Genomic DNA, 23,981 nt, shown 5'->3' with positions numbered 1-23,981 from the left:
GCACTCTTATCCGGATGATTTCCCGTCCTGATTCTGCCGGATGAAATCCTTCGGGCGCATGCCGAACTGCTTCGTGAAACATTTGGCGAACCACGACATGCTGCTGAATCCGGTCAGGTAGCAGACCTCGCTGATCCGGTATTCGCCGCTGCGGAGCAGCTGCGCGGCCGTTTTCAGCCGTACCAACTGGATGTATTCGTTGGGCGAGACGCCCGTCAGCCCTTTCAGCTTCCGTTGCAGGCTGGAACGGCTCAAGGCCATTTTCTCGGTGAGCAGGTCCACGGAGAGCGTCTCGCAGGTGAGGTTCTCGCGGACGATGCCCGTCAGCTTGTCCAGCCACTGCCGGTCGTTGCGGCCCATATCGTCTTTCTCGTACTGGAATCCGGGCCGCGACGCGAAGTGGCGGAAGGCCCGTTTCCGGTTTTCGAGCAGGCTCTCCACCGTCGCCTTGACGTAACCCAGCGAGAAGGGTTTTTCGATATAGACGTCAGCCCCGTATTCCAGTCCCTTGATCTTCGAGTCCACGGAGTCGACCACCGAGAGCAGGATGAACGGGATGTGGCACAGCATTTCGTCGTTACGGACCTTCATCAACAGGTCGAAACCGTCCATTTCGGGCATCAGGGCGTCGCTGATGATCAGGTCGCAGGCCTGTTTTTCGAGGATGGCGAGGGCTTCGGCGCCGTTTTTCGCCGAAAGGACGCCGTAGGTGTCCTCGAAATTCTTGACCAGAAACTCTCGCAGGTCGGGAGTGTCCTCCACGACCATGATGTGGAAGGGCTTCGCCTCCGGCTGCCGGTCTTCCGGGCTATCGGCCGGTTCTTCGGCTGGTTCGGGGGCGCGTACCCCCCCCCTCGCAGATGCTCCGGAATCCGGGATCTCCACCGTAAGTTCGCAGCCCGCGACGGTGTGCCGGTCGACGTACACCCGGCCGTTGTGCTTTTCGACGAGGAGTTTCACCAGACTCAACCCGATTCCGAAGCCCTTGCCCGAATCGGGATTCTTCTGGTAGAAGAGGTCGAACACCTTCTCCCGGATGCGGGGCGGGATGCCGTCCCCGTCGTCCCGGACCGATAGCCGGAGCGTCCGTCCCCGGTCGTCGTCCAGGATGCGGAGGACGACCACGACCGTCGAGCGGGCGTATTTCAGGGCGTTGGCGAGCAGGTTGCTCAAGATTTTGGTGAAGGCCTCGCCGTCGGCATAGAACAGGACGTGCGCGTCGGGACAGTCCGTGCGGATGGCGATCTTTTCGGTCGAGTTGCGGAACCGTGCGACGGTCTCCTCGACCAGCAGGCTGATGTCGGTTTCGCGGCGGCTCAACCGGAATCCCTCGTTGTCCACCTTCCGGAAATCGAGCAGCTGGCGGATGAGTTCGAGCAGCCGGTCGACGTTCCGTTTCATCATGTCGAGGTTGGAAGTTACGTCGCTGTTCCATTTGCCGGTTTCGATGATCCGTTCGAGCGGGGACTTGATCAGCGTGACCGGCGTCTTGATCTCGTGGGCCACCTGGGTGAAGAACGCCATCTTGGTCTGGATCAGCTCCTTTTCCTTCTTTTCGCCCTGCCGCCGGAGGATGACCCGGACTGCGGCGACGATCAGCAGCGCGACCAGCAGGAAATAGACGCCCTTGGCGACGGGGCTGAGGAAGGGGTGGGGCTGTACGCTGATCTCCAGGCTGCGGGTCGCATCGCTCCAGTAGCCGTCGTTGTTGCAGCCCCGCACCCGGAAGACGTAGCGGCCCGCGGGCAGTTTCATAAACGACACGGAGTGCTGGTCGGTGTAGACCCAGTCGCTGTTGAACCCTTCCAGTTTCCACGCATAGCGGTTCTGCCCCGGGGCCACGTAGCTCAGGCACTCGAAATTGATGTCGAAGGAGATCGTTTTGCTGGAAATGCGCAGGTTCCCGTCGGGGAGGGTCTGCCGCTCCGAACCGACCGAGAAACTGTCGGCCCGGTGCATGCGGACCGACGAGATGACGATCTCCGGCCGGACCTTGTTGACCGAGATGTTGAACGGCGAGAAGTAGTTGAAGCCGTTTATTCCCCCGAAGAAGAACGTTCCGTCCCCGGCTTTGTGCGACGACCGGAAATTGAACTGGTTGCTCTGGAGTCCGTCCTCGATCGTGTAGCGTGCGCAGGTGTGCAGCTGGGGGTTGTATTTGAGGATGCCTTGGTTGGAGGAGAGCCACAGGTTGCCCGCGCTGTCGTCCAGCACGCCGTAGTAGATGCCGTTCGGCAGGTTGTCGTCGGCGCCGAAATTCTCGAACCCGTCCATCGGGGGATCGTAGCGGCAGATCCCGGCGCTTTCGCCGCAGAACCAGACCTGCCCTCCGGTGTCGACGTAGACCCGGATGTACCTGTCGTCGGCGGGCGAACGCGGGTCGAGTTCGTCGTGGCGGTAGTTTTTCCAGGTCCCGTCGCCGGGCGAATAGCGGTATATCCCGCTCACCTTGCTGGCGACCCAGATGTTGCCCCCGGTGTCCTCGGCGATGTCGTAGATGAATCTCCCTTCGGTGATCTTCACCCGGGAGAACCGTCCCCGACGTTTGTCGAAGGTGCACATGCCGGACATCGTCCCGACGTAGAGGGTGCCGTCGCTTGCCCGGAAGATGGCGTAGACGTAGTCGTTGCACAGGGAGGCGGAATCCCCGGGGACGTTCCGGTAGTTGACGACCTTTCCGGTCCGGAGGTTCATCAGGTCAAGCCCCTGCGAGAAGGTTCCGATCAGCAGGTCGTCCCCGTCCATGCAGAGGGCATGCAGGTTGTTGTGGCTGCGGGCGGTGTGGTTGGTGAATTTCCGGTTGCGGACGTCGAAATGGTTCAGGCCTCCGTTTTCGGTCGCGATCCAGAGGTTCCCCCGGCCGTCGTCGCAGAACTGGCTCACGGCGTTGCCGTCGAGCGACTCCGGACGGCCGTCGTCGTAGTACCACAGGATTTCGTCCTGCCGGGGCGAAAGGTAGTTCACGCCGCAGAAATAGGTTCCGATCCAGATGCCGCCCTCGCGGTCCCGGAAACACCGGTAGATGCTTTCTTCGGCGAGGTTGTCTCCGGAGACCGACCAGCGGCCGTTCTTGCGGCTGAAGAAGAAAAGGCCGCTGTCCGAACCGATCATGTAGCGGTTCATGTCCCGCCGGAAAATCGTGTGGATGCGCGCGACGGAGAGTTGCTTTCCCTCGGCGTCGAAGGCGGGGAATTGCGTGAACCGGCCCGTGTAGATGTCGAATTCGCCGAGGTAGCCGTTCTGCATGCCGATCAGCAGTTTGCCGTCTTCGGCCTCGACGATGGCCGTGATCTCGTTGTCGCCCAGCAGGGAACTCTCCGGCTTGGGCTTCGCATTCCGGCCGAAGCGGTCCGTCTTGCGGTGGTAGCGGTACAGTCCGGCGGTCGTCCCGACCCAGATTTCGCCGCCGTTGTCCTCGAAGATGGTCCGGATCCCGCGGCACGTGCCGCCGTCGCTCTCCTCCAGTTCGTAACGGAAGAGGCGGCCGATGCGTTCGTCCCAGCGGAACAGCCCGTCGTCGGTTCCGATCCACAGGTCGCCCAGCGGGTCGTACAGCAGGCTGATGCAGTTCCGGATGCCCTTTCCCTCGCTGTTCCGGGCGTCGAACCGCGTGAGGCGCTCGTCCCGCGGGTCGAAAAGCATGAGGGCTTCGGTGCACCCCAGCCAGATGCGGATTCCGTCCGAATGGGGGCAGATGACGTCGATGTTGAGGTGCTCGCCGGAGAACGACGAGCCGAAAACGTCGAAGCGGTAGCCGTTGAAGCGGTTGAACCCGTCCTTCGTGGCGAACCACATGTAGCCCCGGCTGTCCTGACAGATGTCCTTCACGCTGTTGTCGGACAGCCCGTTTCTTGTATCGTACCGCCGGTAGGGATTGATCGCCGACCCGGGAAGGGCTGTCGCCAGGAGCAGGACCAGAGCCGCTATGTAGTTTTTCGTCATCGGAAAAGCGTCGGATTGATGGGACAAGATACCGAAAAATATCCGGTTTCGGGAATTCCGGGTCCGTTTCCCGCGTCAGCGTGCGTGCGAGACGTCTGCGGGAAAACCGGCGGTCTCCCCGGTGAGTTCCGCCATCCGGAGCAGCGTGAGAATGGAGGCGTAGGTGCAGTTGACCCAGAAACCCCGTATCCGGTTCTTGGCGCCTTCGCGCACGTCGAGCGACGTGGGGATCAGCCCGTCCAGCGCATTCTGGACCACGGTGAGGTTGTCCGCCAGCGCTTTGGCCTTGGCGAAAGCCAGCCGGTCGCCCGTCGCCTCGCAGAGGTCCAGCAGGGCGTTCGCCACCACGCACGTGCTGTTGTCGACCGGAACCCGGTAGCCGTACTGTTCGTAGACGCAGGGCGTGCAGAGCGTCCGGACGCCGTCGTCGTCGGGCAGCACGTCCCAGCATACGAACTGGTCCTCGCTGAAACGGATCAGGTCGACGGCGTCGGCCAGCTCCGCGGCCGTGCGGCCGGGCTTTTTGAGCAGCCACGAGGCGTAGGGCGCCGAGGCGCAGTTGGTGAGGTTCTGGTAGGGCTGCTGCCCGAGAACGGTCATGTCCTCGAACTGTCCGGTCAGGTCGAAACTTTCGAGTGCGTTGCGGCGCATCCACTCCGCCGCCCGGGCGAGGCAGCCGCGGTAGCGGGTGACGCCGTACTGGTTTTCAAGCCGTCCGAAATACTCCATGACCGGCGTGAGCATCGCCTTGCAGCCGTTGACCGGCTCCCCGGTCTCGAAATCGACCTTGATCGGGAACGAGCCGTCGGCGTGTTGCAGCCTGGAGTAGGTCTCCGCGATGGCCAGCGCCCGGTCGTAGCAGATCCGGTCGCCCGTCGCGTCGTAGAGGTCGAGAAAGGCGTTTCCGGCGGCGCAGGCCTCCATGGTCATCGTCTTGCCCCGGTTTTCGGCCCGCGACGAGGAGATCAGGTCGGAGTAGTAGGTCGGCGGGAAGAAGGCCAGCGGGTCGCCTTCGGGACGGCTTCGGTCCATCAGGAACCGGGCCGCGTTCCGGGCGATGGCGAGCGCCTCCTCCCGGTGCGCGGGCAGCAGTTTCGCGACCAGCACCTCCAGCTGGATCGTGGCCCCCACGATTTTGCATGCGTAGGTGTTGTGGCGGTAGGTCATGTCCGGCTCCGCGGCGGTGAGCCAGCGCCGGATCGCCGGGAGTTCGTGGATGTACAGGGCGGCCATGCGCGCCGCCTCGGCGTAAGGCCTCACGTTGCCGTTGTAGGGCGGCCGGAAGGGGAAGTCCCGCAGGAATTCCCGCTCCCCGGCCTTTCCCAGGACCCGTCCCGAGGCGTCCAGCCCCTCCGCCGTGACCCGCACCCGGCCTGCCGGAATGTCGTTCCACACCGGGGCGAGGCTCTGCTGCGGGGAGTCCGCCTCGAAACTCCACGAACGTCCCGTCGGAACGCCCGGCCCGAGGACCCGCCGGGGTTCGGGGTCTTCGGTCGGGGCGTCCTTGCGGTAACGGGGCGACTCGACCATCGAGGTTCCGAGGTGCGAGACGGTGAAACGGTATTTCACGGCGCTTTCCACCGGTTCGAACCCGAAGGCCGGGGCGTAGATGAACTTCGTCGCGAAGGCGTTCCAGAAGGGATTTCGCCCTTCGTATCCGGGCCGGATCGGGTCGAGGTACTCCCGCATGGCGGCCCGGTGCAGCCGTTCGGCCTCGGTGCCGCCGCAGGCGCAGGCCAGCAGGCCCGTCACGGCGGCGATCAGGAGGAGGGTCCGGTGTCGCATCGCCGTCACTTTTTGCCGAGTTCGGTGATCCGGAATTCATAGCTGCCCTTCGCCGGAGCGTCGGGCGGCGAGGCGAGGTTGATCCGCCGCAGGCTCGGACCCCACACGCCGGAGAACCTCCGGTCGGTGAGTTCCATCACGTCGACCGAGGCTTTCAGCGACGCCGGGAAGGTCATCTTCACGACCAGCCCCTCGTCGCAGAGAATCAGCAGTTCCCCATCGGGCAGCGTCCGCCCTTGGTGCGTTCCGCCCGGCAGGACGACCGATCCCTTGACCAGGAAATGCTCCACGTCCGGCTGCGTCCGCGCGTCGAGCGCGAACGAGTCGGTGATCGTCACCGAGGGTGCGCCCTTCGGGGCGAGACGGTAGGTCCTGACCCACTTCCGGCATCCCGACTCCGGCGGATAGGCGTCGGCCAGATCGAGCGAGAACATCCCCTTGGAGAGGTCGCACGACGTGTTTTTCGACCGGTACTGCGCGCCGGCGGGCTGGGCGGCGCCGTTGATCATCGGCAGGTTGTGCCAGTCGCACTGCATCGACCAGATCTTGTAGCGGTCGTGGTTGAACGTCTGCTTGGTGTAGGTCCCCACGCCGGCGTCCACGAGCACCGGGATGTCCCGGACATAGACGACGCAGCTCCCTACGTCGTTGTGGTTGTGGCTCTCGTTGTTGTAGCCGCCCTTCGCTCCGAGAAACCATCCCGAAGGATTGCGCATGAAGCACATTTCGGTCTCGGGATACCACGTGGCCGGGGGTACGCCGCGCCGCAGGTTGCGGCGCACCTCCGCCGGAGCGGTTTCGGCCGCAAGGCGGTTCAGCGAATCCGCGGCCTCGCGGATCAGCGGGTTGAACCGCACCGTTTCGAGCGCCCGGTAGGCGTCGTTGCCCGTGATGACGGGGTTTCGGAATTTTCCGCTCGCGGGGTCGGCCAGGCAGTAGAGCGCGAAATCGGTCATCTCCCTGCTGCCCACCGCATGGCCGTAATTCCAGATCAGTTCGCTGGGGTTGTTCAGCCTGGCTCCGGCGTCGGCGAAGTTGACGACGTAGCCGTTGCCGATGTAGGAGCGGGAGACGAACTCGCCCATTTTCCGGATGCGTTCGTTGCCGAACAGCGAGAATGCGCCGTCCGAGGCGTCGTACAGGATCTGGAGGTAGTCGTAGACCTTCCCGGCCGCCGCGCCCCAGTAGGCGGGGCCTTCCTCGCAGGCCCCGTCCTTCTGGATGTAGTTGAGGAACAGGTCCATGGATTGGACCGACTGGGCCACGGCCCGGTCGAGCCGCTCCTGGTCCTTCTCCATCAGCAGGAAGCACAGGATCACGTCCGAATTGCACCACGGGGTCCAGTTGTTGAGCATTGATCCCCTGGACGCCAGTCCCAGCCACCAGTTGGCGCGCCGTTGTCCGGGATCGAGGTACGGGTCGAGGATGTTTCGCCGGACGGCGTTCTCCGTGGCGACCGAGATGGAGGGGTCGAGTTTGTCGAATTCCCGGTGGAAGAAGTGATAGGCGATGGAGACGATGGAGCCGTAACGCCCCGATGCGAGGTCGATGAGCTGTTCGCGGGCGTCGGGAAGCGACCGCTTGCTCCGCTGCCGCCCCTGGTGCGCCGAGAGCACCCACGAAGGCTGCTGCGCGGCCAGCCAGACGCCGTTGGCGAGCTGGTCGATGAACCGTCCCTTCCCTTCGGCCAGTTCGGCCAGGATCAGGGCGATCATCGCGCCGCGGTTGGCCCCTTCGGGCCTCTCCATGGCCTGCCGGTCGCCCGTCCGCTCGAAGGCGAGGTAGGCGCTGGCGGGGATGTGCTGCCATTGGTAGTCGAGCAGCTGCTCGCCCCGCCGGATGACTTTCCCGGCGTCGGGACCGAAGAGCGCGGCCCAGCCCGCACGGTCTTCGTAGGCGGGGAACGGGAACCATGCTTTCCCCGCTGCGAAGGATTCGGCGACGCCCGGTTTCGAATATTCGGCCTGCAATAGGTTCAGACCGTCGTTGCCGGCGGCGGCCCGGATCAGGGCCGCGACCGACAGGAGGATCGACAGAAGGGTTGTTTTCATCGTTTTCGGTTTATTCGTTCGGGGAGAGGGTCACGGTGAAGGTGTCCGTCTGGCCGGAGGTCACCTTGGCCTCGAAGCCGGCTTCGTAGTAGCCCGCGTTGCTCGCGTCGTACGATTCGCCGACGGTGGACCAGGTCTTGAGGGTGACCTTGGCGTTGTTCTGGCTGGTCACCTTGAGGTAGAGTTTTTTCGACGCGCCCTGCAATACGATCCGGTTGCCCTCGACGGTCGGTATGGCTCGCGTGACCATCGTCCACCGTACGTCGGCCGCCTTGTTGTATTTGGCCTTGACGATGTCCTTCACCACGAGGTCCGTGTCGTTTTCGAGCGTTACGGTCCGCGTGGCGCTTTCGCATTCGGACGAAAGGATGTCCGTCATGTCGATCGTGGCGCCCTTCGAGGCGGAGGTGTTGATGACGCTCGAGATCTCGGCCCGGCCTCCGGCGCGGTGGAGAGCGTCGTTGACGGTGATGGTGCTGTGGTTGTAGTTGTTGTAGCGGAAGACGGCCCAGCGGAAGGCTCCCTGGTCGTAGCTTCCGAAACCTCCGGTGTAGCCCGGCAGATTGATGTTTTCGACCGTGCCGTAGCTCTGGAGGCCCAGATCGGCGGACCAGCGCGTGCCCCAGGCGTCGTAGACGAACGACCCGACGTCCATGTGGCCGTGGCTGTAATTCGCCCGCCCGGCCTTGATGCCGAGGAACTTGTCGGTGTCGGTGAAGGTCCAGTCGCCGTGGACCAGCACCACGGGGTTGATGCCCTTGCCGCTCCACACCTTCTCCTCCGGGGGCGCAATGCTGTTCAGGTCGAACTTGCTCGCATAGACGATCGCCATGGGGAAGTACTTGGGCGAGTCGTAGGAGGTGTAGCGGCCGTCGTTGAGTTTCATCAGCTCGCCGTACAGCAGCGACTGGTCGTTGAACTTGTGGGCGAGATACCACAGCGGCGGGAAGGCGATGCTCGAAGGCGCGCAGTCGCAGTAGTTGAACGCCATTTTGTTCATACCCTCCATGAAGAGAATCCATTTGCCGGTCTTTTTGAAACCGTCGACGGCCGAAAGGCCGTTGTCGGTCCCCGTGCACGACTCCATCGCCGCGAGCATGATGCACTCGAAGGCCGTTCCGTAACCCCAGTAGCCGTAGCCTTCGGGGTAGTTGCCGTCGGGGTTGTACATCTCGGGCATGACCGAGGCGTTGCTTTCGATCGCCTTGTCGATGATGCTCCGCGCGTCGTCCTGACAGGTCTCGTAGACGGCCAGCGCCGCCACCACCAGTCCGCCGTTGCAGACCTGGTTCCAGTTGGTCGCCGAGGTGTAGAAGTTGAGGTTCCACTTGCCGTTGAGCGCGCAGTAGAACGCGTAGTCCCGAATGGCCTTCTCGGCGCTCTTCTTCGTCGCGTCGCTCAACCGGCCGTAGAGCCAGTCGTAGCCGATGCCCACGCCGTGGGCCATCTCGGCTCCGTCGAGGAAGTGGGTCGCGGAGTTCCAGTCCTTGAAGGCGCAGACCGTCTGCATGTCCTTCTCCGCCTTTTCGAGGTATTTGTCCTCCCCGGTCAGACGGTAGGCGTAGGAGCAGGAGATGATCCGGTTGGCCGCCTCGGTCGAGACCGACAGCAGCCGCTTGCCGGTGACTTCGTAAACCAGATCCTTGGCCGTGAGCGCCTTGTCGGCGTAGGCCATGATGCACTCGTGGAGTTTCTTCAGGTTGGCGTCGGACCCGGCGGCCAGTTTCGCCTTGATGGCCGTCACGTCGTCCTCGGACATGATGATCCGCGGGTGGTTGGCCGCCGAGAGTTTCGAATAGTCGCCCGGACCGGACGGCTGCTCTCCGCCGCCGCCGTTTCCGCCGTTCCCGGACCCGCTTCCGGGTTTGTAGATCATTCTGTCGTCGGCGCATCCGGAGAGGACGCATGCCGCCGCGACGAACCAAAGCAGTTTTTTCAATATCTTCATGGCTGTAAAGTTTTTTGTTCGCAAACCGGGGAGTGTCCGGCCCGACGGCCGGGCGCTCCTCCGGATTCCGGTTGTCAACGGTTTTCGGTGTCCTGCATGCAGCGTACCGACATGCCGGCCGCACGGCCGCCGCCGTCGTTCCACGTGCCCTGCGACGTGCGGTAGTAGAGCTGGTAGACGTTGTGGTCCGAGGCTTCGTATCCGTGGTAGGACGAATTGGACCAGACGCCCAGAATGTCGTTCTGGTTGTTGTTCGGGTTTCCGCCCGACGAGGCCCATTTCAGGCCGCTGAAGTGCCAGTAAGCCTTGTTCGTGCCGTCGTATTTGTAGATCATCGACTGTACCGAGTTGTTCTTTTCGAATGCGTCGTCCTTGCCGGCGAGCACCTCCTTGTAGACTGCCGGGGAGGCCACCATCCAGCCTTTGGGGCAGGGATCGAAGATCGACTTGGTGCCGTTCGCGGGCGATCCGGCCTCCGCCGTGCCGTTCGGGTTGCCCCAGAAGTCGTCCTTGCGGTCGGTGCGCTTGCCGGTCCAGTCGCCGAGCCACCAGTCGCCGTTGTGCTTCGAGGCGCCGTCGGTCTTGAAGAAGACGCCCGGATTGCTCGCCGAAATCTTGAGGTCCGTCGCGTTGGTCGAGGCGACCGTGTAGGTGATGCTGCCCCAAGAGAAGCTGAACGGGCGGCCCCACTGGAAGTAGGCTCCCACGCCGTGCCAGTTGTTGTAGTTCGGGGCGTAGCTGTCGCCGATGTAGCGGTCCATGACCACTCCGCTCTTGTAGGGGTGTCCTGTGACGCCTCCCGGCAGATACCAGACGGTGAAGGCCCAGATGAATTTCTTTTCGGCGTTCAGGAGGCCCACCTTGCCGAACCATCCCAGATAGCTGCCCTTCGTGGTCTTGAGCGTCAGTTTGCAGTCGCTTCCGATCTCCACCTCCTCGGCATAGTCGGCCGGGGAGTCGGGGTTGTTCCGCTTGCCGTTGATCGCCAGCGTGTAGTTGGTTCCCGAGAGGTTGTTGGCGAAGATGATTTTGGCGTATTTCGGCTCTTCGCAGCCGTTGAAGAAGCCGCGCGCCCTGACATCGACCGTGATCTCCTCGCCGTCGGCGCTCGTGACGAAGGTGTTGGCCTCGCCGTAGGCCCAGCCCTCGGCGAGATAGCGCGTCTCTTCGGGCTGATACCAGGCGAACCGGTTGTCCGCTAGGGAGACGTTCGCCACGGTGATCGTGTTGACGGCGTTCGCCTTCAGCTCCTTCACGTCGACCTTGACGGGGATGGTCACGTTTTTCGTGCCGTCGGTCATGGCCACGGAGACGTAAACCTCCTTGCCGGTCAGGTTCACGGGCAGCGTCACGAGCCAAAGTTCCTGCGCCGAGGAGAGCGCCTGCGGCTCCTCCACGACGACGGTGGCGTAGTTGCGCGGGGTCTCGGTCCGGGTTTCGCCCGTGGCGACGTTGACCGAAATGTCGCCGGAGACAGCCTCGCCGTCACACCACAGCGACGCGCCGTTGAGTTTGTAGCCGGCGTATTCCGTGCTCGAAATCACGAGCCGGACGTACGCCACGGCGTGCCGCAGCGAGAACGACGCCGAGGGGGACTTGCCCGGGGCCGCGGCGGCGGGGTCGATCGTGGTCTTGTCGTAGGCCAGGGTGTATTTTCCCGTGTGGGAGGAGTCGCCCGGGCGCGCCTGACGCTGTTCCATGGGAACAGACGCATGAAGAGCGCCGTCGCCGTAGGTCGTGTAGGAACTGTACGGATAGTAGACGATCAGGTCCATGCTGCTCTCCACGGCGGTTTCGGTCTCGAGGACGAAAATGCCGCTGTTCTTGCCGGCGTCGCTGGCGTTCAGCGTCGCGCTGGCGTTTTGGAAAAGGGTTTCGACCGGGGAGATGATGCCGATCCGGTCGCCCGACGACCAGAGGACCGGGTAGGAGTTGCCGTCCTTCACGCCGATTTCGGTCCGGGTCTCGGGGAAGGTCCTGCCGACGAACGTGATCACGTTCCCGCCCTTGCCCGGTTCGGCCTCCAGCGACGGGTCTTCCGTGTTGCAGGAGAGGAGAAGCAGGGCCGTTGAGACGCTATAAAGTAGCTTTTTCATATCGTTTGCTCGTTTTGGGTTTTACTGCGGGTTGTCTTCGAGGTTTCCGGCCGAATTGTCGTTGCTGATTCCCTCCGGATCGCCCTCGGCCGTGAAGGTGAGGTAGGCGGAGTGGCAGGCGCGGCCCGTGCGGTCGTAGACGATGACGGCGCAGAAGTAGTCCTGCTCGAAGATCAGGTCGGTGAGCTGTGTCGTGAAGGGCAGTTCGGCCGCCGTGCCGTTCGCCTCGACGTACTTGATCAGCGGGATTTCCCGCGTGTAGTCGAGCGTGAGCGTGGAGACGCGGACGCCCGTCACGATCTTGGCCCCGTAGAAGTTGCCTTTTTCCAGCGCCGCGGTGACGGTCGCCTTGTTGTCGGCGATGTCTCCGACCTCGATCTTCACGGCGGGCATGTTGGGGTCGTCTTCGGGTTCCGACGAGGAGTCCCCGCAGGAGAGGGCGAAAAAGCCGGTGAGGAGCGCGGCCGAGAGTATGAGAATCTTTTTCATTTCGATAAACGGATTGAGGTTAAACAATCAATAGACCCAGCCCGGGCGGGTGGTGAGCGAAGCGTTCCGCTGCAACTCGCCCTGCGGTACGGACCACGGCCAGAGGCAGTCGTCCCAGTACCAGGCGTATTCGACCGTGTTGTCGCCCCACCACGACTGGCCGCCGTGGACGTCCTGTCCCTGGAACTTGGTCTCCTTATAGGTTCCCCAGCGCACTTCGTCGAAGAAGTTCACCGCCTCGACCGGAAATTCCACGCGGCGCTCGTAGCGTACGGCCTCGCGCATGGCGTCGAGACCGCCGATCGTGATGCCCGGCATGTGGGCGCGGGCGCGCACCTGGTCGATGAGGTTCTTCGCCGGGGTGAACTCGTTCAGCTCGATCAGCGCCTCGGCCCATTGCAGGATGACGTCGGTGTAGCGGATGAGCGGGAAGTCCGTGTAGCAGCGCTGCCGGTCGATCAGTTCGCCCTTGAGGAAACGCACGTACTTGCGGTAGCAGTAGTAGGCCGAGGTGCGCTTGTCGAGCCAGAAGTCGCCGCCGCTGGTTCCTTGCAGGTAGAGCGGCCAGCGGAGCTGCTTGCCGATCATGTTCTCGTCGCCGTTGAGTCCTGCCGTGAAGCAGTCCACCGGTTCGTAGGGGGTGACGATCGTCTGCTTGAGCCGCGGGTCGCGCTTGTCGTAGGCGGCCTTGATCCGGGCCTCGTTGCCGTTGTCGAGGTAGTAGCGGTCGAAGATGTCCTGTCCGCAGATGCCGATCGCCTGGGTCTTCTGCGACGCCAGCTTCGCGTTGCTTTTCAGCCCGTCGCGGCAGAAGAACACGGCCCGCTGTCTGGGCGTCAGCTGGTCCCAGTTCTCAAGCCCGGTCACCTGGCTCCATTTGAACTCCGTGCCGTCGTCGTTCTGGTAGTAGTCGACGAAATCCGACGCCGGTTTCACCTCGTCCCAGCCGCCGTAGGTGTCGCGGGCGCCCACGGCCTGCTGGATGTTGTCGCAGTAGCCGGACTCCTCGTCGTACTGGATGGCGAAGATCATCTCGTTGTCGCGCTCGTTGTCGGGGCTGAAGAAGTCGATGTACTCTCCCCGCCAGAGGTCGTAGCCGCACTGGCCGACCTGCTCGAAATCGTTGGCGGCGTTCTGCCACTCCTTGAGCCACATGTAGGCCATGCCGCGCAGGGCGTAGGCGGCGCCTTTCGACGGGCGGCCGAAGTTGCTCTCCCCGAGGGTGTTTTCGGGGAACGACGCGTTGTCGATGCAGTATTTCAGGTCGGGCAGTACCACTTCGCGCCACACGTATTCGGCGCTCTCCTGCGTCCGCGTGCACTGCTCGTTGGAGATAGGCTCGAGGTAGACCGGGACGCCCTGCCAGAATTTGTTCAAGCGGGAGTAGGCCCAGGCCCGGAGGAACCGGGCCTCGCAGAGGTAACGCTCGTAGGTCGGGGCGTCCAGTCCGGCCTTGTGCAGGTTCGTGACGGCGTCGTTGGCGGCGTGCACGATCGTGTAGCAGAACCTCCATTCGTGCGCCAGCTGCCAGTCGTTGGCGCGCTTCGCCTGATTGTAGAGCAGGTAGATCGGGTAGTTGTTGGCGTAGTAGTCGGTGCAGAATCCCAGGGCTTCGATGCCGTACTTGTTGAGTCCGTCGAGGTTCTCCGAGCGGACCTGCGTGCCGTTGCTCTGTTTGCGGTTGTAGAACGTCTCGTAGAGTCCGTTCATGCCCTTCAGGGCGAGTTCGGGCGTGGTCCACATGTTCTCGCTGGCGATCTGGTTTTCAGGGGCCGTGTTGAGCAGGTCCACGCATGAAGCGGTCGTCAGGGCCGCTGCGGTGGCAAGGATCGTATAATATAGCTTTTTCATAGTCGTTAGAATGTTATCTGTGCTCCGAATGTGACCGAACGCATGAGGGGATAGCCGATGGCGGAGCCTTTCTCCGGGTCGAGGCCCGGGTAGTCGGTGATGGTGAGCAGGTTCTCTCCCGATACGAAGAACCGCAGCTGCTGGACGTAGAATTTCTTCGTGATCCGGGAGGGGAGCGTGTAGCCGATCTGGACGTTCTTCAGCTTCAGGTAGTCGCCCTTGTATTCGTAGAACTCGCTGGCCTGACGGTTGTCGCCGGGAGTGCCGAAGGTCAGCCGCGGATAGGCTCCCTTGAGATTGGTTCTCGCGTCTGCGGGATTCTCCGGATCGAAGAAGTAGTGGTTGTCGGCCACCCGTTCGCTGATGCCGTGTCCGTTCGTGGTCTGGGTCCCGTTGTAGTAGAGGGCGTTCCAGATGATGTAGTAGTCGAACGCGCCCGACCATGTCATGTTGAAATCGAGCCCTTTCCAGGCGAATCCGAGGTTGACCCCGAGGTTGTACGAGGGCGTGCTCGTGCGGCCGTTGAAGTCCATGTCGTTGTCATCGCCGTAGTTGCCGTCGCCGTTCCGGTCGACGTAGATCAGGTCGCCGTACCAGAGCTGGTCCTTGCTGAGGGCCGTCACGCCGTTGAACGTGTAGCCCGTTTCGAGCATGGCCTGCACCCATTCGAAATCCTGCTGCGTGCGGATCATGCCGTCCTTCGGTCCGGCGTTGACGTCGACGGCGCCGCCCCTGTAACCGCGTCCGTTGCCCTTGTAGAGCCTCCGGAGGTAGTGCTCGCCCAGAGCGTGCCCCTCGCACAGCTTGCCGCTGCCGTAGCCGGCCGTGACGTCGGAGAGGTTGTTGGTGTAGACCCCGTCGGTCCACGTTTTGACCAGATCGCCCTTGAACCTGGTGACCCGGTTTTTGTTGTACGAGAAATTCACCCCGGCATAGTAGCTGAAATCCTTGCCGATGCGGCTTTTCCAGTTCAGCGCCAGCTCGACGCCCTTGTTCACCACGCTGCCCAGGTTCGAGGGCACGCCCGACACCTCGCCCATCGTCATGTAGATCGTCGGGGTGTAGAGGATGTCCGTGGTGTTCTTGCGGTAGTAGTCGATCTCCGCCGTGAGCCGGTTGTCGAAGAAGCCCATGTCGAGGCCGATGTCGGTCGTGGCGGTGGTTTCCCACTTGAGGTCGGCGTTGCTCAGCGAGGAGATGTAAAGCCCTTTCGAGCCGGACCCGTCCACCACGACGTTCTGCGTGGCGTAGACCGCCTGCCAGGCATAGTTGCCGATGCCCTGGTTGTTGCCGGCCTTGCCCCACGATGCGCGCAGCTTGAGGTTCGAGAGCCAGTCTTCGGTCCCCTCCATGAAACGTTCCTCGTGGATTTTCCATCCGGCCGAGAACGAGGGGAAGATGCCGTAGCGGTTGTTGCTGCCGAAGCGCGAGGAGCCGTCGGCGCGGAGATTCGCCTCGAACAGGTAGCGGTTTTTGTAGGCGTAGTTGACACGTCCGAAGTAGGAGCGCAGGCCCCAGCCGTTTTTGGCCGTGCTCGACGATCCCGAAAGCGTTTCGTAGGTTCCCAGGTCGTTCAGCGTCCAGTCCGTGGCTCCCTGCTTGCTCACGCCCCAGCCCCAGGTCCGGTATTCCATGGCCGAATAGCCGAACAGCACGCCGAAGTCGTGGTCGCCGATGGCGGCCGTGTAGCGGGCGAGGATCTCCGAGGAGAGGTAGTAGTTCCGCGAGGTGGTGTTCGAAACCCCGGCGTTCGAGAGGTCGGAACTGGAATAGCGCGTGTCGGTGGTGTAGTCCCAGTAGCCGTTTTCGCGGCCGTAGGAGTGCCGTTCGCCGAAGGTCGGGGAGTAGTTCACCGTGGCCTCGACGCTCACGCCCTTGTACGGGCGGATCGTGGCGTAGACCGAGCCGTTGACGCGGGTGGAGTTGTTGTAGCCGCCCGAGCCGTACATCATTCCGAAGATGTTGTTGGCGTTCGAAGACTCCTCGGCGGCCAGGGCGGGACGGCCCCAGGCGTTGACGGAACCGGGATAGACGCCCGGGGTGGTCTGGTACAGGGCGTTGAAGGCTCCCGAGATGTTGGCCAGCCCGTATTCCTGGCGTTGTCCGAACAGCCGGACGCCTGCCGTGAACCACTTCGTGACGTCCGCTTCGAGGTTGGTGCGGAAGTTCACCTTCTGGGTCGAGGAGTCGATGCCGAACCGCCCCATGACACCCTGATTGTCGAGGTAGCCCAGCGAGAGCAGGTAGCGGATCTTCTCCGACCCGCCCGAGATCGAGAGGTTGTGCTCCTGGGAGTAGCCGTTCTCGAAAATCTCGTCAAACCAGTCGGTGTTGGGGTAGAGCGCGAAGTTCGGGACGCCGTTTTCACCGACCCCGTAGGGATCGGCCGACTTCTCCCGCCAGAGGTCGATGTTCGACTGGGAGAAGATGCGCGAGGTCCCGATGTTGTCGCACGACTCGTTGATAAGCTCCATGTGCCGGGCGTAATCCGAAACGAAGTGCAGGTCGTTGTAGGGCATTTGCAGGATGCCCTTGTAGGAGTAGCTGATCTGGGCTTTCCCGGACGAGCCGTTTTTCGTGGTGATGAGGATGACGCCGTTGGCGGCGCGCGTTCCGTAGATCGAGGCCGAGGCGGCGTCCTTGAGCACCGAGATCGACGCGATGTCGTTCGGGTTCACGTTGTCCATGCTCCACTCCACGCCGTCCACGAGCACCAGCGGGCCGTTGGCGCCGGAGGTGAACGAGCCGTCGCCGCGGATGCGGATCGTCGCGTTGTCCGAACCCGGCTGGCCGGAACTTTGCGTGACGTTCATACCGGCCGCCAGGCCCGCCAGCGCCGCCGAGGTGCTGATGATCGAGCGGCTCTCACTGGTCTTCGAGAAGTCGATCGACGCGACGGAACCTGTCAGGTTGACCTTCTTCTGGACGCCGTAGCCTACCACCACGACATCTTCGAGCAGTTGGTTGTCGGTCTCCAGCGAGACGTCGACGACGGTGCGGCCCGCTGTGTTTTCCGAACGGGGCCGGTAGCCCATGCAGGAGAATCGGAGAACTGCGTCGGGACTTTGTACGGCCAGCGTGTACCTGCCTTCGGAATTGGTCGTCGTGGCTTCGCGCTGCGACGCCATGACGACCGCGCCGATGATCGGCGCCCCCTCACTGTCGGTCACCTTTCCCGTAATGGTGCGGGTGCTGCTGCCTCCGGACGACTGGGCGATCGCAGGGATCGCAAAGGCAACGAGAAACACCGAACAAAGCAGTTTGGTCAGTTTTTGTTTCATAATTACACACGGTGTTAGTTGTTATTAGGTTTTGTTTGGGTTGTACGGCTGTATTTCAGCAGGGCTTCCAGGAAATAGTAGTCCGCGTAGGTCAGCGGCACGTCGATTTCGTGGTTGTCCGGACGGGACCCCACGCTGTGCATGAGCAGGAAGTTCCCGTTCTCTCCGGGACGGGCGAGGTAGGCGTCGGAGGCGAGGGTGCGCAGTTGCTTTTCGGCCATTTTCAGGTATCTGCCCTTTTCCTCCGGCTTGTTGGTCAGCGAACTCAAGTCGACGAACGCCGAGGCCATGATCGCCGCGGCCGAAGCGTCGCGCAGGTCGTCGGGAATGCGGTCGGAGTCGAAGTCCCAGTAGGGAATGCCGTCGTCGGGAAGCCGCTCCAACAGCATGCCGGCGATGTTCTCGGCCTGGTTGAGGTAACATTCGTAGCCGCTCAGGCGGAACATCATCGTGTAGCCGTAGAGCGCCCAGGCCTGTCCCCGCGCCCAGGCGGATTCGTCGCTGAAGCCCTGCACGGTCTCCTTCCGGCGGACGCGGCCGTCGGCGGGGTCGTAGTCCACCAGGTGATAGCTCGTGAAGTCGGGCCGGAAATGGTTGCAGAGGGTCGTGTTGGCGTGCGTCACCGCGACGCTCTTCAGGGTGTCGTCCCCGAAGAGCAGGCCCGCGTTGTAGAGGTGTTCGAGGTTCATCATGTTGTCGATGATCACCGGGTATTTCCAGTCGCGGCCCTTGCGCACGAAGTCCCAGCTGCGGATGACGCCCGTCACGGGCGAGAACCTTCCGGCGAGGACCCGCGCCGAGGTGTGGATGGGTTCGAGGTATTTCTGCTCGCCGGTGATCCGGTAGGCGTTGCCGAAACTGCAGTTCATCTGGAATCCCAGGTCGTGGTCCGTGCCTTTCTGTTTGAGGGGATAGAGTTTGAAGGTGTTTTTTTCGGCCAGTTCGCGGAATGTCTTGTCGCCGGTATACTCATATATATACCAGAGCGAGCCTGGATAGAATCCGCTGCACCACCAGCGGATGTTGGAAGGGATGAATTTTCCGTCGGAGGCCACCGATCTCGGAAGCGTCTCGTCGGTCAGCCGGCCTTCGAGCTGTTCGTACTGGGCCGCGGCTACGGCGAAGACGCGATCGGTCAGTTCCGGCATTGTCTCCCGGGGAGTGCATCCCGCGAGAAGGAGGGTCGACAGCAATGCTGTGCGATAGGTTTGGGTTCTCATGTCAGACAGTAGTTTTTTCGGGTGGTTTTTCCGTCATTCAAAATTAGATTTTGTATTCTTCCGCGAAGGATTCGATCCGGTCAAAGGGGAACAGAATCCGGTCAAAGTAGCTTCTCCGGGGCGTCGTCGGGGGATATTTGGTTTAAAAAGACTTATATTTGTCATGCCGCTTTCCGCGTCGGGTCCCTCTCTTCGGAACGGCGGTGTTTCACAAGTTTCTGGTAACTGTTATGAATGGTTTACGTACGGCCTTTCTGGCCGCCCTGCTTTTTTTGACGACGGCCCGCGCCTGCCCGGCCGGTCCGCTCGACCGTGTGAGGCAAGCCTTTGTCGATGTGTCGGTGATGTCCTATGTCCCGGACGGGGAGGCGACCGAACGTTTCGTCCGTTATTCCGATTACGGGAGGGCGAACGACGTGCTGCTGCTCCAGCTCTACACGTCGGTCCACCTTCCGGACGGCGAGGTGCGGCGCCTGCTCGGGCTTTTCGATGCGGGCGGATTCTGGTCCGACATCGACTACGACGACCGGACGAGGGGGCGGTGGCAGCCGTCGCTGCACCTGACGCGGATGTACGCCCTGGCGAAACTTTATGCCGACCCTGCGTCGGCGTGGCATGGCGACGGGCGTATCGGCGGCCTGCTGCACAAGGGGCTTGCCTACTGGTATGCGAAGAAACCGTCGTCGCTGAACTGGTGGCACGGGGAGATCGGGGTTCCCAAGAAACTCGCCGCGATTCTGCTGATGATCCGCGGCGAACTTTCCGGTCCGGAACTGGAGCAGGGGCTGCGGATCATCGAACGTTCGCGCTTCGGCCGCACCGGGCAGAACAAGGTATGGCTGGCCGGGAACAACCTGATGCGCGGGCTGCTGACGGACGACGAGGCGCTCGTCGCCGAGGCCCGGGATCAGATCGCCGAGGAGATCGTCGTCACCGACGGCGAGGGCATTCAGGACGACTGGTCGTTTCACCAGCACGGACCCCAGATTCAGTTCGGGAACTACGGACTGGCCTATGCCGAGGGCCTTTCGTTCTGGCTCCGGGTTCTCGACGGGACGCCTTATATGTTCTCGGACGCGCAGTGCGCCGTCATCGAAAAGCTGATGCGGGAGGGTATTTGCCGGAGCATCTGGCGGGGTGTGATGGACCCGAGTTTCTGCGGCCGGCAGGTGTTTATCGACAGCGGTCCCGGAAAAGCCTCGTCGGCAGCCGTCGCCGCGGAGAACATCGCGGCGCTGAAAAGACCGGGATACCGGGTTTTCAGGCGGTTCGCCAAGAGGATACTGGAGCCGGAGAACCGCTCGGACGGATTGCGCGGGCCGCGTTATTACGGCCGTTCGGACTGCGGCATCTACCGTACCGCCACATGGTATGCGTCGATCCGCATGCACTCCGACCGTACGATCGGCTTCGAGTTTACGAACCGGGAGAACACTCTGGCCAACTTCTCGGCCGACGGGGCGTTGCTGTTCATGCAGCACGGGCGGGAGTACGACAATATCTTCGCCCATTGGGACTGGCGGATGGTTCCCGGGACGACGGCTTACGACGACGGTGCGCCCCTGAAGTGCGACAACTCCGTCGAGGCCAGGAAAAACCGTTCCGGGCATGTGGGCGGCCTCGCTTCGGGCGATGTGCTGTGTACGACGATGGAGATCGAGCGCGACGGGCTTCACGCCCTCAAGTCGGCATTCTTTTTCGGGGACCTCGTCGTGGCGTTGGGTGCGGACATCCGCAGTTCCGACGCCCGGATTTTCCGGATCACCACGGCCCTGGATCAGACGCACCTTGCGGGTCCGGTAACCCGGGGCGGAGCGGCCGAGACCTCCGGCGGCCTGCCGTGGGTGCATCACGACGGCCGGGGATACGTATCGCTGGACGGCGCTCCGATTGCAGTCAGCACGGAGATTCAGGAGGGAAAATGGGACCTGATAGATCCTTTTTACAGGGACAGAACCCAGCGGGGGCCGGTTTTCAAGTGCTGGTTCGGGCATGATCCGGCCCGGACGGGCGGCTATGCCTACGCTTTTCTGCCGTGCCGCGACGCGAAACGGACCGAACGGTTTGCCCGGAATCCCTCCGTGCGGATACTTCGGAACGATACCGGATGTCAGGCCGTCGAATACGGGAAAACATGCTGCGTCGTGGTTCACCGGGCCGGAGAATACCGCCTCGGCGGGCGGACGATCACGGCGCCGGAACCGGCGATCTACCTCCTCCGCGGCGGCCGGACCGAGGTCCGCAGCCTCCCGCCCCTAAACGGCGCTGCCGACTGAACGCCGGACGCCGGAAAAAGCCCCCTATTTTACATTTCGGCGGACTTGTTTCGGTCGGGCGCGAATTTCGGCTCCTTATTGAATATGCATTTGGTCCTTGCGCTGTGACGATTCCCGGATATTGAGTTTTCCCTGCAAACTGATGGATTGATGCGGTCCGATGGTCTCCGAATAATTACGAATCTGTTCCAGCAACAGTTTTGCAGCGACGCGGCCCATTTCGAAAGTCGGCTGCGCTACACTCGTTAGATTGGGTTCAATTATTAAGGCGCTTTGAGATTCGGAGAATCCGACGAATGCAATTTCATCGGGGATTCGGATTCCGGCTTTTTGTAAGGTTTTCATCATCCCGATCGCTGCCGGATCGTTGACGGCAAAAACGGCATCGGGACGGGGATGCATTTTTAGCAGTTCCGCCGCCGCCTTTTGTCCGCTTTCCATCGAGATGCCTCCCGGAATGACCAGCTCTTCGATTGCCGAAACCCCGTGAGCCTGCAAAGCATTCCTGTATCCCCGTTCCCGCTCTTGCGAAAGCAGCAGTCTTTTAGGTCCTGCAAGGTGTGCGATCCGTTTGTAGCCTTGCCGGATTAGGTGCTCCACGGCATTGAACGCCCATTTATAATCGTCAAATATAACATGAGGAGCCTCGACCCCCGGACAAAGCCGATTGAAAAAGACGAGCGGAACGCGTTTTTCCTGTAATTGTGTCAGGAAATCGGCGCTTTCCGAATCCTGTGTTACGGAGATAATGATTCCGTCGACCATTTTGGCATCCATGGCCAGCAGGTTTTTCAGTTCCGTTGCTGCGATTTCGTTTGACTGGCTGATCAGGATATGGTATCCTTGCGGCTCCATCACTTCCTGAATTCCTGTGATCACTTCTGCAAAGAATGAGTTGAAAAATTCGGGGACGATTACTCCGATGGACATTGTCTGCCGTTGTTTTAGGCTTAATGAAATCGGATTCGGATGATAATGTAACCGCTCCGCTACTTCAAGAACGGCTCTGCGGGTTTCGGGATTGACATCCCATCTGTCTGCAAGTGCTCTTGATACGGTGGACGGAGAAATGTTGAGCTCGCGGGCGATGTCCTTTATGGTGGCTCTGTGTTTCAACATGGAGTCGAAAAGTGTAAGTTGCTTGTAAATATAACAAAAATCGGGCATAATGAATCATTTGTCCGATAAATTTTTGGGGAGCCCCTGTAATGTCGGAGCCGAAATTCCCGCCGATTTCATCGGCAACGTTACCGGTAACGTTGCCGATGATTTTTAGCTGAAAAAACTTGTTTATGCAACATTCGGACACTAATTTCGTTCAACATCCGGAATTTCCGGAGGCCATTCACCAGCCGAAGAAACCTTATGCAACTACTCGACTTCATTACCATCGCTGTCTTTGCGGCAGGCGTTGTAATCATGGGGCTTTCCTTTTCAGGGAAAAGCCGGAATATGAAATCGTTTTTCGCCGCAGGCGGTGCCGTGCCATGGCCGATGAGCGGACTCTCTCTCTTTATGGGGTTTTTCTCGGCCGGGACATTTGTCGTATGGGGATCGATCGCCTATACTTCCGGTTGGGTTTCCGTCGCTATCCAATGGACGATGGCGCTCGCAGGATTTGCTGTAGGTCTGTTCATTGCTCCGCGCTGGCATAAAACCGGGGCTCTCACGGCAGCCGAATACATTACTCACCGGCTCGGGACGCGTACGCAAAAAATTTATACTTATCTGTTTTTGTTCGTGTCGCTTTTTACGACCGGCGCTTTCCTCTATCCCGTTGCGAAAATCGTCGAAGTTTCGACCGGCCTGCCTCTCAATGCCTGTATCTTGCTGTTGGGGTGTTTTTGCATCTTGTATGTGACCGTCGGGGGATTATGGGCGGTCATGTCTACCGATGTATTGCAATTTGTCATTCTGACGGCTGCCGTACTAATCGTCGTACCGATGTCGTTTGCGCGGATTGAGGGCGTAACGGAATTTATCCGCTCGGCTTCCGACGGATTTTTTCAACTGACGAACGAAGATTATACACTCGGGTTCATTATTGCTTTCGGTATATATAACGCCATTTTTTTGGGTGGTAACTGGGCCTATGTGCAACGTTATACCAGCGTTGCCTCCCGCAGCAGTTCCCGGAACGTCGGGCTGTTGTTCGGCGGTTTATATGTCGTCAGTGCCGTATTGTGGATGCTGCCGCCGATGATATACCGCCTGATCGACCCCTCGCTCGATTCCATTGGAGCCGAAGGCGCTTACTTGCTTATGTGCCGCGAGGTTTTGCCTGTCGGACTGTTGGGCTTGATGCTCGGCGGTATGGTGTTCGCCACGGCCAGTTCGCTCAACGCCACGCTGAATATTTCATCGGGAGTGGTTACAAATGATATTTTCCGAAGGCTGCGGCCTGCGAGTTCGGATAAACTCCTGATCCGTGTCGCACGTATTTCTACTGTTTTGTTCGGCTTGATGGCGATTGGCGTTGCATTGCTGATTCCTAAAATGGGAGGTATCGTCAATGTTGTCATCAGTGTTGCGGCTCTCACGGGCGTTCCGCTTTATCTGCCGATCATCTGGTCGCTTTTTTCACGCCGTCAGACGGGAACGTCGGTGATCACGGCCACGCTGTCGAGCTTGGGAGTTAACGCCTTGTTCAAATTTGTGATGCCTTCGGCAGGTCTTACCCTCAATCGGGCGGAGGAGATGATATTGGGTGTGACGTTCCCGGCAGTGATCCTGTTGTCGTTCGAGTGTTACTATCGGTTGCGGAAAGCGGAGGCCGCCGGCTATGGGGAATATGAGGTTTGGGAACGAAAAAATGAGACGGAACGTCAGAATGAAACCCTGACCCGATCTTCGGACGAAGACAACGCGTTCAGCCGTAAGGTCATCGGAATTGGAATCGCTTCGACGGGGGCTCTCATAACATTGTTGGGTCTCATTGCTCCGACCGGACGTTTGCTTGTTATTGGAATCGGTCTGTTGCTCATATTGTTCGGATTGAAGATTCGGCGTCATAAAGCGGTAAACAAAAAATAAGACAATCCT

The 23,981-nt window shown here is 61.2% G+C and carries 12 protein-coding genes; 2 read left to right on the top strand and 10 right to left on the bottom strand.

Going from position 1 to position 23,981, the window contains the following annotated elements:
* Positions 1–6: 6 nt before the first annotated feature.
* The 9 genes from NQ492_RS05185 to NQ492_RS05145 form a co-directional block, all read right to left on the bottom strand.
* Positions 7–3,942 carry a hybrid sensor histidine kinase/response regulator transcription factor gene (locus NQ492_RS05185; protein ID WP_015545719.1) on the bottom strand — a complete coding sequence of 1,312 codons (3,936 nt, stop codon included), beginning with the start codon at positions 3,940–3,942 and terminating at the stop codon, positions 7–9.
* A 75-nt stretch (positions 3,943–4,017) separates the two neighbouring features.
* The gene (locus NQ492_RS05180) at positions 4,018–5,727 is read right to left on the bottom strand and encodes a hypothetical protein (protein WP_044053897.1); all 1,710 of its coding nucleotides are present in this window, start codon (positions 5,725–5,727) and stop codon (positions 4,018–4,020) included.
* 5 nt (positions 5,728–5,732) lie between these two features.
* Positions 5,733–7,778: a heparinase II/III domain-containing protein gene (locus NQ492_RS05175; protein WP_015545720.1), complete on the bottom strand. Its 2,046-nt coding sequence runs from the start codon at positions 7,776–7,778 to the stop codon at positions 5,733–5,735.
* 10 nt (positions 7,779–7,788) lie between these two features.
* Complete coding sequence (locus tag NQ492_RS05170) at positions 7,789–9,726, bottom strand: DUF4962 domain-containing protein (RefSeq protein WP_015545721.1); 1,938 nt, start codon at positions 9,724–9,726, stop codon at positions 7,789–7,791.
* 74 nt (positions 9,727–9,800) lie between these two features.
* Positions 9,801–11,822, bottom strand: coding sequence for a hypothetical protein (locus NQ492_RS05165; protein ID WP_015545722.1), 2,022 nt, complete (start codon positions 11,820–11,822; stop codon positions 9,801–9,803).
* 21 nt (positions 11,823–11,843) lie between these two features.
* Positions 11,844–12,311 carry a hypothetical protein gene (locus NQ492_RS05160; protein ID WP_044053898.1) on the bottom strand — a complete coding sequence of 156 codons (468 nt, stop codon included), beginning with the start codon at positions 12,309–12,311 and terminating at the stop codon, positions 11,844–11,846.
* Positions 12,312–12,338: 27 nt separating this feature from the next.
* A complete protein-coding gene (locus NQ492_RS05155) occupies positions 12,339–14,162 on the bottom strand; it encodes a RagB/SusD family nutrient uptake outer membrane protein (protein ID WP_015545723.1) in 1,824 nt (607 codons plus the stop codon).
* Positions 14,163–14,167: 5 nt separating this feature from the next.
* Positions 14,168–17,443 (bottom strand): SusC/RagA family TonB-linked outer membrane protein, encoded by a 3,276-nt coding sequence (locus NQ492_RS05150; protein ID WP_015545724.1) that lies wholly within the window; start codon positions 17,441–17,443, stop codon positions 14,168–14,170.
* A 14-nt stretch (positions 17,444–17,457) separates the two neighbouring features.
* Positions 17,458–18,663, bottom strand: a complete 1,206-nt coding sequence (locus NQ492_RS05145; protein ID WP_044053899.1) for a glycoside hydrolase family 88 protein — start codon at positions 18,661–18,663, stop codon at positions 17,458–17,460.
* Positions 18,664–18,893: 230 nt separating this feature from the next.
* Here NQ492_RS05145 and NQ492_RS05140 point away from each other — a divergent pair, with 230 nt between their 5' ends.
* Entirely contained in the window at positions 18,894–20,939 is a 2,046-nt protein-coding gene (locus NQ492_RS05140) for a polysaccharide lyase family 8 super-sandwich domain-containing protein (RefSeq protein WP_015545726.1), read from the top strand.
* Between the two features lie 75 nt (positions 20,940–21,014).
* Here NQ492_RS05140 and NQ492_RS05135 read toward each other — a convergent pair whose 3' ends face one another.
* Positions 21,015–22,106 (bottom strand): LacI family DNA-binding transcriptional regulator, encoded by a 1,092-nt coding sequence (locus NQ492_RS05135; protein ID WP_259873860.1) that lies wholly within the window; start codon positions 22,104–22,106, stop codon positions 21,015–21,017.
* Positions 22,107–22,304: 198 nt separating this feature from the next.
* On the opposite strand from NQ492_RS05135, the gene NQ492_RS05130 reads away from it, so the two are divergent.
* Complete coding sequence (locus tag NQ492_RS05130; protein ID WP_015545729.1) at positions 22,305–23,972, top strand: sodium:solute symporter family protein; 1,668 nt, start codon at positions 22,305–22,307, stop codon at positions 23,970–23,972.
* The last annotated feature ends 9 nt before the right edge of the window (positions 23,973–23,981 follow it).

The sequence above is a fragment of the Alistipes shahii WAL 8301 genome (assembly GCF_025145845.1).
Taxonomy (GTDB): Bacteria; Bacteroidota; Bacteroidia; order Bacteroidales; family Rikenellaceae; genus Alistipes; species Alistipes shahii.
This window is presented reverse-complemented; position numbering and strand designations above follow the sequence as displayed.

What these genes read in the sequence shown, in the direction of transcription:
- NQ492_RS05185 (WP_015545719.1), bottom strand. Translation starts at nt 3,942, where the DNA reads ATGACGAAAAACTACATAGCGGCTCTGGTCCTGCTCCTGGCGACAGCC.
- NQ492_RS05180 (WP_044053897.1), bottom strand. Translation starts at nt 5,727, where the DNA reads ATGCGACACCGGACCCTCCTCCTGATCGCCGCCGTGACGGGCCTGCTG.
- NQ492_RS05175 (WP_015545720.1), bottom strand. Translation starts at nt 7,778, where the DNA reads ATGAAAACAACCCTTCTGTCGATCCTCCTGTCGGTCGCGGCCCTGATC.
- NQ492_RS05170 (WP_015545721.1), bottom strand. Translation starts at nt 9,726, where the DNA reads ATGAAGATATTGAAAAAACTGCTTTGGTTCGTCGCGGCGGCATGCGTC.
- NQ492_RS05165 (WP_015545722.1), bottom strand. Translation starts at nt 11,822, where the DNA reads ATGAAAAAGCTACTTTATAGCGTCTCAACGGCCCTGCTTCTCCTCTCC.
- NQ492_RS05160 (WP_044053898.1), bottom strand. Translation starts at nt 12,311, where the DNA reads ATGAAAAAGATTCTCATACTCTCGGCCGCGCTCCTCACCGGCTTTTTC.
- NQ492_RS05155 (WP_015545723.1), bottom strand. Translation starts at nt 14,162, where the DNA reads ATGAAAAAGCTATATTATACGATCCTTGCCACCGCAGCGGCCCTGACG.
- NQ492_RS05150 (WP_015545724.1), bottom strand. Translation starts at nt 17,443, where the DNA reads ATGAAACAAAAACTGACCAAACTGCTTTGTTCGGTGTTTCTCGTTGCC.
- NQ492_RS05145 (WP_044053899.1), bottom strand. Translation starts at nt 18,663, where the DNA reads ATGAGAACCCAAACCTATCGCACAGCATTGCTGTCGACCCTCCTTCTC.
- NQ492_RS05140 (WP_015545726.1), top strand. Translation starts at nt 18,894, where the DNA reads ATGAATGGTTTACGTACGGCCTTTCTGGCCGCCCTGCTTTTTTTGACG.
- NQ492_RS05135 (WP_259873860.1), bottom strand. Translation starts at nt 22,106, where the DNA reads ATGCCCGATTTTTGTTATATTTACAAGCAACTTACACTTTTCGACTCC.
- NQ492_RS05130 (WP_015545729.1), top strand. Translation starts at nt 22,305, where the DNA reads ATGCAACTACTCGACTTCATTACCATCGCTGTCTTTGCGGCAGGCGTT.